Source organism: Empedobacter tilapiae (assembly GCF_004785645.1).
Classification (GTDB): domain Bacteria; phylum Bacteroidota; class Bacteroidia; order Flavobacteriales; family Weeksellaceae; genus Empedobacter; species Empedobacter tilapiae.
Genome location: NZ_SRPE01000002.1, coordinates 304,902 through 318,612 on the forward strand (window position 1 = coordinate 304,902; position 13,711 = coordinate 318,612).

At 30.8% G+C, this 13,711-nt stretch carries 16 protein-coding genes; 12 read left to right on the forward strand and 4 right to left on the reverse strand.

Going from position 1 to position 13,711, the window contains the following annotated elements:
• Window positions 1-7 precede the first annotated feature (7 nt).
• Window positions 8-967, forward strand: coding sequence for a PorP/SprF family type IX secretion system membrane protein (locus E4J94_RS03510; protein ID WP_135834483.1), 960 nt, complete (start codon window positions 8-10; stop codon window positions 965-967).
• A 208-nt stretch (window positions 968-1,175) separates the two neighbouring features.
• Window positions 1,176-1,568 (forward strand): hypothetical protein, encoded by a 393-nt coding sequence (locus E4J94_RS03515; RefSeq protein WP_135834484.1) that lies wholly within the window; start codon window positions 1,176-1,178, stop codon window positions 1,566-1,568.
• A 33-nt stretch (window positions 1,569-1,601) separates the two neighbouring features.
• Here the strand turns inward: E4J94_RS03515 and E4J94_RS03520 are convergent, their stop codons facing one another.
• From E4J94_RS03520 to E4J94_RS03530, 3 genes are all read right to left on the reverse strand, one after another.
• On the reverse strand, window positions 1,602-2,543 hold the full coding sequence (locus E4J94_RS03520) for a PstS family phosphate ABC transporter substrate-binding protein (protein WP_135834485.1): 942 nt from the start codon (window positions 2,541-2,543) through the stop codon (window positions 1,602-1,604).
• On the reverse strand, window positions 2,527-2,721 hold the full coding sequence (locus E4J94_RS03525) for a C4-dicarboxylate ABC transporter (RefSeq protein ID WP_135834486.1): 195 nt from the start codon (window positions 2,719-2,721) through the stop codon (window positions 2,527-2,529). Before E4J94_RS03525 ends, E4J94_RS03520 begins: the two co-directional genes overlap by 17 nt.
• Before the next feature lie 184 nt (window positions 2,722-2,905).
• Window positions 2,906-3,907, reverse strand: a complete 1,002-nt coding sequence (locus E4J94_RS03530; protein ID WP_135834487.1) for an energy transducer TonB — start codon at window positions 3,905-3,907, stop codon at window positions 2,906-2,908.
• 64 nt (window positions 3,908-3,971) lie between these two features.
• Between E4J94_RS03530 and E4J94_RS03535 the strand changes: the two genes are divergently transcribed.
• The 10 genes from E4J94_RS03535 to E4J94_RS03580 all read left to right on the forward strand — a co-directional run bounded on the left by E4J94_RS03535 (window position 3,972) and on the right by E4J94_RS03580 (window position 13,314).
• Window positions 3,972-4,634 (forward strand): carboxypeptidase-like regulatory domain-containing protein, encoded by a 663-nt coding sequence (locus tag E4J94_RS03535; RefSeq protein ID WP_246034246.1) that lies wholly within the window; start codon window positions 3,972-3,974, stop codon window positions 4,632-4,634.
• A gap of 111 nt (window positions 4,635-4,745) precedes the next feature.
• On the forward strand, window positions 4,746-5,720 hold the full coding sequence (gene trpS / locus E4J94_RS03540; protein ID WP_135834488.1) for a tryptophan--tRNA ligase: 975 nt from the start codon (window positions 4,746-4,748) through the stop codon (window positions 5,718-5,720).
• 161 nt (window positions 5,721-5,881) lie between these two features.
• Window positions 5,882-6,211 carry a HesB/IscA family protein gene (locus tag E4J94_RS03545; protein WP_114999854.1) on the forward strand — a complete coding sequence of 110 codons (330 nt, stop codon included), beginning with the start codon at window positions 5,882-5,884 and terminating at the stop codon, window positions 6,209-6,211.
• 1 nt (window position 6,212) lies between these two features.
• On the forward strand, window positions 6,213-7,067 hold the full coding sequence (locus E4J94_RS03550; RefSeq protein ID WP_135834489.1) for a hypothetical protein: 855 nt from the start codon (window positions 6,213-6,215) through the stop codon (window positions 7,065-7,067).
• Between the two features lie 4 nt (window positions 7,068-7,071).
• Entirely contained in the window at window positions 7,072-8,529 is a 1,458-nt protein-coding gene (sufB, locus tag E4J94_RS03555) for a Fe-S cluster assembly protein SufB (protein WP_038333579.1), read from the forward strand.
• A 99-nt stretch (window positions 8,530-8,628) separates the two neighbouring features.
• On the forward strand, window positions 8,629-9,384 hold the full coding sequence (gene sufC, locus E4J94_RS03560; RefSeq protein WP_038333580.1) for a Fe-S cluster assembly ATPase SufC: 756 nt from the start codon (window positions 8,629-8,631) through the stop codon (window positions 9,382-9,384).
• Between the two features lie 149 nt (window positions 9,385-9,533).
• Complete coding sequence (gene sufD, locus E4J94_RS03565; RefSeq protein ID WP_185145628.1) at window positions 9,534-10,853, forward strand: Fe-S cluster assembly protein SufD; 1,320 nt, start codon at window positions 9,534-9,536, stop codon at window positions 10,851-10,853.
• A gap of 101 nt (window positions 10,854-10,954) precedes the next feature.
• On the forward strand, window positions 10,955-12,178 hold the full coding sequence (locus E4J94_RS03570) for an aminotransferase class V-fold PLP-dependent enzyme (RefSeq protein WP_135834490.1): 1,224 nt from the start codon (window positions 10,955-10,957) through the stop codon (window positions 12,176-12,178).
• An 81-nt stretch (window positions 12,179-12,259) separates the two neighbouring features.
• Window positions 12,260-12,508, forward strand: a complete 249-nt coding sequence (locus tag E4J94_RS03575) for a hypothetical protein (RefSeq protein ID WP_135834491.1) — start codon at window positions 12,260-12,262, stop codon at window positions 12,506-12,508.
• A 14-nt stretch (window positions 12,509-12,522) separates the two neighbouring features.
• The gene (locus tag E4J94_RS03580) at window positions 12,523-13,314 is read left to right on the forward strand and encodes a DUF3667 domain-containing protein (protein ID WP_135834492.1); all 792 of its coding nucleotides are present in this window, start codon (window positions 12,523-12,525) and stop codon (window positions 13,312-13,314) included.
• A gap of 57 nt (window positions 13,315-13,371) precedes the next feature.
• Here E4J94_RS03580 and E4J94_RS03585 read toward each other — a convergent pair whose 3' ends face one another.
• Window positions 13,372-13,698, reverse strand: a complete 327-nt coding sequence (locus tag E4J94_RS03585; RefSeq protein ID WP_135834493.1) for a single-stranded DNA-binding protein — start codon at window positions 13,696-13,698, stop codon at window positions 13,372-13,374.
• Between the last annotated feature and the right edge of the window lie 13 nt (window positions 13,699-13,711).

The following is a 13,711-nucleotide window of genomic DNA, read 5'->3' on the forward strand; positions in this document are numbered from 1 at the left end:
CACATTTATGAAGAAATTATCACTAATTATATTCGCTTTATTTTCAATTACAAAAGTAGAGGCACAGCAAGGATTACCATTTTACAATCATTACTTAGTAAGTGATAGAATGTTAATTAATCCATCTTATGCTGGACAAGATCCTAATGTGATTTCTATAACAGGAACACATCGCAATCAGTGGGACGATTTGCCTGAAAGTCCAAGTACACAAACAGTAAGTGCTCATGGAATTATTGTAGATCGTTTGGCTTTAGGAATGCAATTTTTTAATGATAGAAATGGTGCTGTTAAAATGACTGGTTTCGGGATTAACGCGGCATATCATATTCCGATTGATGATAGAAGTTATGATGGAGACGAAATAAATGTCTTTTCTTTTGGAGTTGGAGCTTCTAACGTTTCTCAGCGTTTTGATTATTCTAAAATTATTGCAGAAGATCCAAATGACCCTGCTTTACAAGAAGATAAATATTCTACTTATTTTGCGAATTTAGGATTGTCTTTCAAATATGCAGGTTTTTTTGGAGGAGTTTCTGTTTTGGATATTCCATTAAGTCAAAATATATATTATGTTAATAATATAGAACCTTTGCCAACATGGTATTATTTCAATGTTGGATATAAATGGAATGTTGCAGAAGGGATTGCTTTAGAGCCTTCTTTGGTATATAATTTAAATTCAAATTCTGAGCGTCATTTGGATATCAATTTAATGTCGCATATTGGTTTTGGAGACAATAATCAAGGTGTGGACATTGGAATAGGATATAAGCAAGGTATGGATTCCAAAAATAGCAATCCGTTATTTATTTCGCCAATTCTAAAGTTTAAAGTTGGTTCTTTAAAAGCTGGAATCTCCTATGATATTGGCTTGTCAGATTATCAAGTTGATGGTCGAAAAAATGGAATGTTATTTAGTTTAGGTTTCGATTTACAAAACCCTTGGGGAGCAAGGTTTTATTAATATTATGAATAATGAATAAAATTTTATTTTTATTTTTCTTACCTTACCTATTATTTCATTTGGACAATTATCTTCGAAGAATCAAAGATTAATTAGACCTTTATTAATTGAAGAGAATGCGGAATCTTCTCATGTAGGGATAGGAGGAAGTAAAAGCAAAGTCTATCAAAAATTTGAGAACATCAAAAATCAATTATCGAATGATGATTTGTTTTATTTAGCAAAAAATTCTAATGATGTTTTAAGAATTTATTCAAGTAAAGAATTTGTTTACCGAGATGATATTCGAATTGTAGAATTATATCAACATTATAAAGATTATCCGATGGTAGTGTCTTACACTTTAGGATGCGTAACAATGCCTAATGATTTGGCACAATTAATTTTTGATACTTTTGAAAATATTGTAGAAATAGATAAAAGAGCAACAGAATTATTAAGTGAAGTTGATACAACTAAAATAAATAAAGGAAGTCCAATGGAAGATTGGTTGATTAAACAACAAGAAATAAAAAAGTTGTTTAATGGAAATTTTAATTCAAATTTCGAAAAGATTAAAAAGATAAAAGAAAATCATAAAGATTTCCCCGTTAAAAAGTAAAAAAAAACCTTCCAATTCGGAAGGTTTTCTGTTTTATTGTAAGGGTTGTTCTAAATTATTAATCTGAACTTCACGTTTATAAATATAATAAGGTTGAAGACTTTCGCGCGTTACAATTTTTTGTCCACGTTGCGAACCTGCAAACCTCGTAAAACCAGCTCCAATTCCAAAACCAACTTCGTTTTTCAAAATATAAATTTGACGATAAAAAGGATAAACACCATATTTCAAATTCGGGATAGTTGGCAAAGCCAAGTTTCCTTTATCATCTGCAATAGATAATATTTTTACCTTTTTAAGATATTCCTCAACTTTCGGATTTCCTTTATCACTTAAAATATTCAATCCAATAATTCCGATTGCAGTTTTATCTTTTTGTACAAAATCAATCACTTTTTCTGCATCGCCCATAGCTGTTACTTTTGCGCCATTTTCTACAGATAATTTTAATTTATCATTTATTGTATTGTAATTGGCAGAGTTTGGATGATCGTAAACAAATGTTATTTTCGGATCATTTTTATACAAATTATCCTTAATATCATTCATCGAGATAGAGTTGATTGAATTATCAACAGAGGTAATAAAAACTGTTGCGTCTAATGCAATTACAGAAGAAATATATTTTGTTGTTGTTTTATTGAATAAATGTTGTTGTTGAGCTTTTGTTAAAGGCTTACTTACCATCAAAATAGGAATCTTCCCTTCATAAAAATCTTTGATAGCTTTTTCTTCAATCTCTTCGTTAATCGTAATTTTTACATCTGGATAATCAACCATATACATATTTGCTAACGATTGCGCCAAATTCTTAAAGCTTGGATCTACCGTCATTGCCAAATCTCCGTATTCGTGTAAAGCGCGTTTTACAGCAGTTTTTTGTTCAGCTTTTGTCTGTTTTTCTTTGTCTTTACAACTAAAAGTGGAAAAAATAAGAAAGGCCGAAAGTGAAAGTAAACTAATTTTTTTGATCATTTTTATAAGATTTTATACCGCGATAAACACGAAAAGCGCCATAAACAATAAATAAAATACCCAATAACATCGCTTTTATTTCATCTAATTTGATGATGAAAAACTGATATTTCCAAGTAAAAATTCCGATCAAAAAATAACCGAAACCAATCAATCCGTAAACAATATTCTTATTCATAATTCGCAACGAAGTTACAATTTTATTGTGTTAAGATTGACTTAAAACTTAAATTTTATACGACAAATATGTGTTTTTAGTAACTATTTTTGAATGGATATTCAATTCTTTAAATAATTAAGAAACCATCACACTCAAAAAAATGAATGCAATGGTTTCAGAAAGAAAAGTATTATTAATTATTTTATTCTGTTGTTTGGAATTTTACTGGAATTGAGAAAATTAAATTTGCATCCGAACCATCTTCTAATTTTGCAGGTGTTATTTTTTTACCTTTTCTTAGAATTTGTTTATTGATTCGCTCCAATGCAGATTTAGCTTCTTTCCCTAAATCTTGATTACTTCCGCTTAACGGTTTTACTTGTGAGATTTCTCCATTTTTGTTTACGATAAATTGCATTTTTGCAACGGCTGAATTTAAATTGTTACGAGAAGCATTTTCGGCAAAATCACTTAATTCACTTCCTAATTCTTTCGAGATTTTATCACTCATACATTTTGTCAATGCAGCGTTTCCTTTTTTGCTTTCGCTTTCACAGCCAGGATAAATTGCCATTACGGCAGCATTCTTTGCTGTAATTGTAGCATTTGTATTGATAACAGGTTTTACTTCTTTTGGTCCTTCTGGAATATCCGTGTTTGGACCACCAGCTTTATTTCCTGTATCACTTACTTCGCCACCACCAACTTGTCCATTCGATTTATCACCATCTCTATCAAAAGTGCCTAAATCTTTTCCTTTCAGTTCGTCAACAGATTTTATAGTTTCTTCAATTTTCGGACTTTCTGTTGGAGTTGGAATAATATGTTTCGCCTGATCTGTTTTCAATTGAATTGTTTTTTCTTCCATCGGTGGATCTTCTTTTGGAGGAGTTACTTCTTCGACTTTTTTATCAGGAGGAGTTACATCATCTAAAATAACAATTACACCATCACCTTTTTTTGTTATTTCATTATTCATTGTTCTATTATTTGCATAAATAGTTCCACCAGTAATTAATGCAACAATACCAATCCCTACAAAAAGAGATTTCATCAAATCTTGGCTTGCAACTTGTCTTAGTTGATAAGCACCATATTCTTTGTTTCGATTTTCGAAAAGAATGTCTAAAAAAGCTTTGTTACTCATATCAATATAATTTAAGGTTAATGAATCTTTTTTCTTTATAGATTCATCTTTTTGCAAAAAGGTTGGTTGAGGTTTGAAAAATTTTCGAAAAAAGTTTAATTTTATTGAAAAGTAGATTTTTATGCAGCTACAAATTGATAAAAAATGTAATCAGAATTGGGACGAAATGAAGGATTCAGATTCGCAACAAAAGTTTTGTGATGTTTGTTCGAAATGTGTTCACGATTTGGATCATTATTCATTCAAAGAATTAAAAATTTTTCTGAATGATAATCCTACTGCTTGTGTAAAAATTAAAACTAGAAATTTAGAACAGTTTAATTCATACGAAGCTTCAAAATCTATTTCTAATCAATCCAAAAGATGGTTACAGCTTTCATCTTTAGTGGGATTTTTAAGCTTTTCAACTATCACAAAAGCACAAACTGAGAATGATTCGATTATTGTACAAGGGATTATTAATGATAATAATAATTTTCCAGTTGCTGATGCTGAGGTTAATTTAAAGAATTCTAATAAAATAGTTTATACAGACGAAAACGGAAAATTTGAGTTAAAAGCTTTAAAAAATCAATCTTATTATGAGATTGAATATTCTTATTTAGGAAGTGAAAAACAATTGTTTGTGATAGAAGACACTACTGTTTGTAAGATTATTATTAATGAAAAAGAAATGAATAATATAGAATTAGGAGGTCCAATTATTTTTAGAAAGAGGACTATTGTTGGTAAAACATTAAGAAAAATCTCTTGGCCATTTCGACAAATAGGGAAGCTTTTTTAGTTGATCCATATGTTTTTCGTCATTCTTGTCAATTAATTCAAATAAACTTCTCATTACAATTGGTGCATTTCGTTGATTAAGTTTATCTTTGCTTCTTAAATTTTTAAACAAATGCCAAGAATACTTACAGGAGTTCAAGCTACTGGAACTCCGCACTTAGGAAATATTTTAGGAGCAATTTCTCCCGCAATCGAATTAACGGAGAAAGAAGGAAATGACTCTTTCATTTTTATTGCTGATTTACACGCTTTAACGCAAATTAAAGATGCAGAAGTGTTAAAACAAAATACGTACGAAGTGGCTGCAACTTGGCTGGCATTAGGTTTAAATCCTTCGAAAGTAGTTTTTTACCGTCAATCTGATGTGACTGAAACAACAGAATTAACATGGTATTTATTGAACTTCTTTCCATTTCAACGTCTTACTTTAGCACATTCTTTCAAGGATAAAGCAGATTATTTAGCAGATGTAAATGCAGGATTATTTACGTATCCAATTTTGATGGCTGCTGATATTTTATTGTATGATGCTGAAGTTGTACCTGTTGGCAAAGATCAATTGCAACATTTGGAAATCACACGTAGTGTAGCAGAAAAATTCAATCACCAAATGGGAGAAACATTTGTTTTACCGCAAGCTGCAATCGACGAAAATATTATGTTGATTCCTGGATCTGATGGTCATAAAATGTCTAAGTCAAGAAATAATTTCATCAATATTTTCTTACCAGAAAAACAATTACGCAAGCAAGTAATGTCAATTGAAACGGATTCAACGCCATTAGAAGATCCCAAAAATCCAGATACAGACAATGTTTTTGCATTATACAAATTATTGGCAACACCAGAACAAATAGAGGAAATGCGTCAAAATTATTTGAATGGAGGTTACGGATATGGTCATGCAAAACAGGCTTTATTCGAATTGATTTTAGAGAAATATGCAGATGCAAGAACTCGTTTTGATGAATTGATGAATGATAAAGCAACATTAGATGCTTTTTTAGAAAACGGAGCGTTAAAAGCAAGAGAGGTAGCTCAAAAAGTATTGAAAAGAACAAGAGTTAAGTTAGGATTAAAAGCCTAAAAATATACTTGTTTAAGTTTTATACGGGAAGTTATCTTTTTTCAAGAAGATATAAAAAGGTTATTATAAATATTAAAACTTAAGTGATTGTTAATATTTATATCGTTCGTTATTTGAAGTCATTTTAAATAAGTATCTTTGCAATATAAAATTAGAATCAAATGATTAAGGTTTCAGAATCAGCAAAAAATAAAATAATTTCACTTTTACAAGAAGAAGGAACTTCTATAGAAGAATCTTTTGTACGTGTAGGAGTAACAAGTGGAGGATGTTCAGGTTTAAACTATAATTTAGAGTTTACAAAAGAACAAAGTGCAGATGACAAATTATTCGATGACAATAATGTAAGAATTTTGGTTGACAAAAAATCATTCTTATATCTTGTTGGAATGACGTTAGAATATTCTGGAGGATTGAATGGAAAAGGTTTTGTATTCAATAATCCAAATGCATCTCGCACGTGTGGTTGTGGAGAAAGTTTTGCAGTTTAAGATGAAAAAAATAGCTTTATTCGTTACGTTTTTGATTGGTTTTGTTGCTTTTGGACAAAATACAATTGTAGAAAAAGATTTGATGGTTTTTCAACCAACTGAATCTTCAAAAAAGTTGAATAAAGCTTATTCAGAACATATGTTTTTCGGTTTGTTTAATGTAAAACCTTTTATAAAAGCGTTGGATTTAGACGAATCAAAAATCAAAACAATCACCATTACCAATGCATCAAATAAAAAAGTTGCGTACAAAGCAAATTATGATGCAACAGGAAATCTTCTTGATTTTGAATTGACAGATGAGGTTGCAACACCAACTAAAGTAAGTTATACGTACAAAGATGGTGTAATTTCTGCCGAAGCAATTGCAAGAAAAGGAAGTGAAGCAAAAACAAATCAATTCTTTTACGATCAAGAAAATATGTATGTCAAAAACGGGAATAAACTTTTTGATATCATTTGGTTAGAAGGAGATGTGATGTTGAAAAAAACCTATATGGAGCAGAAAATTGGTTTCGAGGATCGATTAATGCACGATTGTAGAATTACAAAATCATTAGGTCAAGACATTAATAAGATTTGTTATAGCAATTCGACATTTAAGGTGCCATTCAAAATAAAAGAATACACACCAGATGTTGCGCCAAAAACAGAAAGAATTAATTTGAAAGAAGGACCTTGGTCAGAAATTAAATTAATTTCTCAAAATAAATATCAGATTTTGAGAAATAATCTACCGCAATTTGAGGTGATTTTAGATCAAAATCAACGATTGAAAGAATTCAAATTTTTAGGAAATAAAGCTGATAAACAGCAACCTTTACAGTTTAATTTTACCTATACATTTTATAAATAATAAGATGAGTAACACAAAATATACAGAAGACGATCTACGTGAAGATCTTGCTAGCCAAAAACAATATGAGTTTGGTTGGACGACTGAAATGGAATATGAAGAATTCCCAGTTGGATTGAATGAAGATATCGTGCGTGCTATTTCAGCCAAAAAAGAGGAACCTGAGTGGATGACGGAATGGCGTTTGGAAGCTTACCGTGCTTGGGTTAAAATGGAAGAACCAGAATGGGCAAACGTAACTTATGAAAAGCCAGATTTTCAAGCTATTCAGTATTACGCAGCTCCAAAACCTAAAAAAGAATTAGCAAGTTTGGACGAAGTTGATCCTGAATTATTAAAAACTTTCGAGAAATTAGGAATTTCTTTAGATGAACAAAAACGTTTGTCTGGAGTTGCGATTGATGTGGTTTTTGATTCAGTTTCAGTAAAAACAACTTTCCGCGAAACTTTAGCAGAAAAAGGAATTATTTTCATGTCAATTTCGGAAGCAATTAAAGAGCATCCAGAATTGGTGAAAAAATACATTGGTAAAGTAGTTCCACCAACAGATAACTTTTATGCAGCTTTAAACTCGGCAGTTTTCTCGGACGGATCATTCTGTTATATTCCAAAAGGTGTTCGTTGTCCAATGGAATTGTCAACTTATTTCCGTATCAACTCAGCAGGAACAGGACAGTTTGAACGTACATTGTTAATTGCGGATGAAGGTTCTTATGTTTCGTATTTAGAAGGTTGTACAGCGCCAATGCGTGATGAAAACCAATTACACGCTGCTGTGGTTGAGTTAATCATTATGGACGATGCTGAGATCAAATATTCTACAGTGCAAAACTGGTATCCAGGTGATGATAAAGGAAAAGGTGGAGTTTTCAACTTTGTAACAAAACGTGCAGTTTGTGAGAAAAATGCAAAAGTATCGTGGACGCAAGTTGAAACAGGTTCTGCGGTAACGTGGAAATATCCTTCTTGTATCTTAAAAGGTGATAATTCGGTAGGAGAGTTTTACTCAATTGCGGTAACAAATAATTATCAACAAGCAGATACGGGAACAAAAATGATTCACATCGGTAAGAATACGAAATCAACAATTATTTCGAAAGGTATTTCTGCAGGAAAATCTCAAAATTCTTATCGTGGTTTGGTTAAAGTAATGAAGAATGCCGAAGGAGCACGTAATTTCTCTCAATGTGATTCATTGTTGATGGGTAATGAGTGTGGTGCGCATACTTTCCCTTACATCGAGATCGAAAATAAATCAGCTCAATTAGAGCACGAAGCAACAACTTCTAAAATTGGTGAAGATCAATTGTTCTATTGTAATCAACGTGGTATCGATACAGAAAAAGCGATTGCATTAATCGTAAATGGTTTTAGCCGAGAAGTATTAGACAAATTACCAATGGAGTTTGCCGTTGAAGCGAAAAAATTATTAGAAATCTCATTAGAAGGTTCTGTAGGATAGTTCTTAGAAACTAGAATTGAGAAGTTAGAAATTAACAATAATAAATAGATAACATAGTTGGAGGATTCTAAAATCTAACATCTAAAATTTAAGATAAAAATGTTATTAAATATAAAAGACTTACACGCTCGTATCGAAGAGCGCGAAATTTTAAAAGGTTTAAACCTTCAAATTAATCCAGGTGAAGTTCACGCGATTATGGGACCTAATGGTGCTGGGAAATCAACTTTGTCTAACGTTATTACAGGTAAAGAAGAATACGAAGTAACAGATGGTGATATCGAGTTTGATAATGAATCAATCTTAGAATTAGCACCAGAAGAAAGAGCACAAAAAGGAATTTTTATGTCTTTTCAATATCCAATCGAAATTCCTGGAGTTTCTGTAACAAACTTCATCAAAACTTCTATCAACGAAACGCGTAAAGCGCAAGGTTTAGAAGAAATGGGAGCTTCTGAAATGTTGAAAGAAATTCGTGCGAAAGCTGAATTATTAGGGATCAAAAAAGATTTCTTATCTCGTTCGCTTAATGAAGGTTTTTCTGGAGGTGAGAAAAAACGTAACGAAATTTTCCAAATGTTAATGTTAAACCCAAAATTAGCGATCTTAGACGAAACTGATTCTGGTTTAGATATTGATGCTTTACGTATTGTTGCGGACGGTGTAAATGAATTCAAAAATGAAAACAATGGAGTGTTAGTAATTACACATTACCAACGTTTATTAGACTATATCGTTCCTGATTTTGTACACGTTTTAGCAGATGGGAAAATCATTAAATCTGGTGGTAAAGAATTAGCTTTAGAATTAGAAGCAAAAGGTTACGACTGGGTAAAAGAAGAAGCAGGAATCTAATTAATTTAGAAGTTAGATATTAGAAGTTAGATATTAGATATTAGAAGTTAGAAAGTGGTGAAAAAATATTTTTAAATCCAGAATCTAAAATCTAAAATCTGAAGTCTGAAATCTAAAATCTGAAATCTAAAATCTAAAATCTTATAAAGATGATTGATTTAAAAGAAAATTTAGTTTCTCGTCATTTAGTGTTCAACGAAAAAAATAAAGTGAATAAAGGAATCGAAGGTTTACGTCAAGAAGCCATCGAAATCTTTAATCAAAAAGGTTTTCCGACACGTAAAGACGAAGAATGGAAATATACAAATCTTGCTCCTTTGTTGAAGGTGGATTACAAATTGTTCCCAGAAGACGAAGTTGCAGTAGAGTACAAAGACATCAAGAAATATTTGATTAATGATATCGATACATACACAATCGTATTTATTAACGGAAAATATTCTTCGTTTTTGTCAAATACAACACACGATGAAGCTGATATTTGTGTCTTGTCAAGTGCAATGCATAAAACAACTCATCAAGCTGTAATTGAGAATTATTACGGTAAAATTGCGAAAAAAGGTGAAAGCTTAGTTGCGTTAAATACAGCTTTTGCAAAAGATGGAGCTTACATTTATGTTCCAAATAATGTGATTTTATCTAAGCCAATTCAGATTGTTTATTTCTCAACAGGAGCTTCTCAAGAAGCAATGTATCAACCACGTAATTTGGTTGTAGTTGGAGATAATGCGCAAGTTCAAATTATCGAAAGACATCAAACATTAGACGAAAAAGCAAACTTAACAAATGTTGTTTCTGAGGTGAATGTTGGACGTAATTCTGAAATTCATTGGTATAAATTCCAAAATGATTCTAACGATGCTTCTTTGGTTGATAATACATACATCAACCAAGAAAGAGACTCTCGTGCAAATGTATTTACGTTTGCTTTTGGAGGGAAAATTGTTCGTAACAATTTGAATTTCTTCCAAAATGGAGAAAATTGTAACTCTGTAATGGACGGAATTACGGTGATTGATGGAAAACAACATATCGATCATCATACATTTGTGGAACATAATTTCCCGAATTGTGAGTCACACGAATTGTACAAAGGAATTTACGATGATAAAGCACAAGGAGTTTTCAATGGTAAAATCTTTGTTCATAAAGAAGCACAAAAATTGAATGCATTCCAACAAAATAATAATGTTTTATTATCTGATGGAGCTTCAATTAATACAAAACCTCAATTAGAGATTTTTGCTGATGATGTAAAATGTTCTCACGGATGTACAGTTGGGCAATTAGAAGAAGAATCTTTATTCTACATGCAACAACGTGGTATTCCGAAGAAAGAAGCGAAAGCAATGTTATTGTATGCTTTTGCTGCAGACGCTTTGCGACATGTACAAATTCCGCAAATCTCAAATAGAGTAAACTCTATAATTGCAAAAAAATTAGGAGTTAGTTTAGATTTCGAATTATAATTGAATGTACGAAAGTATTAAGTCATAAGTATAAAGTTGTAAGTTTACTTACAACTTTTTTTAACCTAATACATTTTACAAACTACATAATACAATAAAAAATGTCAATAGATATTCAACAAATAAGAAGTCAATTTCCAATTTTAAATAGAGAAGTCAACGGAAAACCATTGGTTTATTTAGATAATGGTGCAACTTCTCAAAAACCGAAAGTTGTTTTAGATGTTTTAGACGAATATTACGAAAAGTACAATGCAAATGTACATCGTGGAATTCATACATTAAGTCAAGAAGCAACAGATTTGATGGAAGAATCACGCCGTAAGATTCAGAAATTTATCAATGCGAAACATGATTACGAAATCATTTTTACGCGTGGAACAACGGAAGGAATTAACTTAGTTTCTAATTCACTTCGTAATGTTTTAACAGCAGATGATGAAATTATTATTACCGAAATCGAGCATCATTCTAACATCGTTCCTTGGCAATTGTTGTGTCAGCGAACTGGTGCAAAACTGAAATATATTCCGTTAACTGCAGAAGGTATTTTGGATATTGAGAAGTTGGATGATTTATTGACAGAAAAAACCAAATTAGTTTGTGTTAATCAAGTTTCGAATGCTTTAGGTGTTGTAAATCCAATCAAAACGATTATCGAAAAAGCGCATGCAAAAGGTGCTTGGGTTTTGATTGATGCGGCACAATCTGCTCCACATACTGCAATAGATGTACGAGCAATGGATTGTGATTTCTTGGTATTTTCTGGACACAAAATGTATGGACCAACAGGAATTGGCGTTTTGTATGGAAAAGAAGATATCTTGAATGAATTACCGCCTTTCCATGGAGGAGGAGAGATGATAAAAGATGTCACGATGGAAGTTTCGACTTATGCTTGTTTACCTTTTAAATTTGAGGCTGGAACACCAGATATTGCAGGAATTATCGGACTTGGAGCTGCGGTAGATTTTATCAATTCGATAGGAATACAAAACATTCACGATTATGAAAAAGAATTGGTAGATTATACAATTCAACGTTTATCAGAATTTGATGAAGTGGAGATTTATGCAAAAGATGCAGAACATTCTGGCGCTGTTTCATTCAACTTAAAATTTGACGGCGTTCACTCATCAGATGTCGGAATGATTTTAGACAAAAAAGGAATTGCAGTTCGTACTGGTCATCATTGTGCGCAACCAATTATGCATCATTTCAATATTCCAGGAACGGTACGCGCTTCATTCGCTGTTTATAACACAAAAGAAGAAATAGATACATTTATCGATGGTTTAAAAACCGCGATTAGAATGTTAGGATAGTATTAAAAGGATTTCATTTTTTGAAATCCTTTTTTGTTTCATTTAATTTTTTATTTTTGATGTAATTAATACTAAAAACTTATGCAAACTGAAAATAAATTATTAGAACTAACATTAGATAAATTACAGGCTAAACATAAAAAAGTTAATAAACTAACAGTTAAGATTCAAGTTATATTACTTATAATTTCCATTTCACTTACTCTTGGAATTTTTGCAAATTATTTAAAACTTATAAATGTCGTTTTTGTTTCTTTATCTGTCATTTTTATTCCATTTATTACAGATTTAAATCAAATCAACCAAGAATTAAAAAATAGAAGAAATTAATTCTTAAGATTTTTATGAGTGATAAATGTATGACTTGTGGTAATCTAATTACAGAAAATTTCTGTGGAAATTGTGGTCAACGTAAAAATAAGAGAATTAATAAAACTTATATATTGGATGAATTACAAGATTTGTATGCGCATACAAACAAAGGTTTCTACTACACATTAAAGAAAACAGCAATAAATCCTGGTAAAACAGCAAGGGAATTTATTGAAGGAAGTCGTGTTAATCATTATAAGCCTTTAATGTTTGCTTTGGCACTTTCTGGTATTGCATCATTTTTAAGTTATCAAGTAATTGGTCTAAATGACATTTTTAAAGAGACTTATAGGTCAATGGGATTTAATAATAAGTTTTCAAATGATATAATTACTTTCTTAGCTAGTAATAATGCATTATTGATGTTAGCATTACTTCCATTTTTTGCTATACTTACAAAAATTGTTTTTAGAAAATGGGGTGAAAATTATTATGAACATGTAGTGATGAATTCATTTATTTTATCGTTTTATACAATAAGTTCAATATTGATAATATATCCACTAATGTATTTTTTTAAAAATGATTTGGAAATTATTTTTAAAATTACTTCATTAAGTTTTTTATTACTTCCATTTATTTTATTCTTCTTTTATAAGAATTATTATTCAACAAAATCAGTAAAATTGATTATATGGAAAATCTTTTTAATTTTTTTGTTAATGATACTTTCATATATCGTTTTAATAATCATATTTAGTCTAATAGTAGGTTTAATGATTGTAATAAATCCAGAGTTTGGAAACTATTTTAGAAAAAGTTAATTAATAAAACAATAAAAGGGAAATAATTCAACAATTACTTCCCTTTTATCTTAAACGCTAAAGAAGCACAATTTCATCAATTATAATTTCTGTAATCGTTTTTTGTTGACCATCTTTATCTTGATAATCTCGGTAAGTCAATTTACCTTCTATAGCAAGTTGCTTCCCTTTTTCTACGTGTTTTTCGATCACTTTTACAATTGGTCCGTAAGCAATTAAATTGTGCCAAGTTGTTTGCTGAACTTTTTCACCTTTGCTATTAGTGTAGCTTTCGTTTGTTGCTAGACTAAATTTAGCAAACTTCTTTTCGTTTTCTAATGTTTTAACTTCAGGACTACTACCTGCATTCCCAATTAGTTGAACTTTGTTTCTTAATGTACTCATGGCGATAAATAAT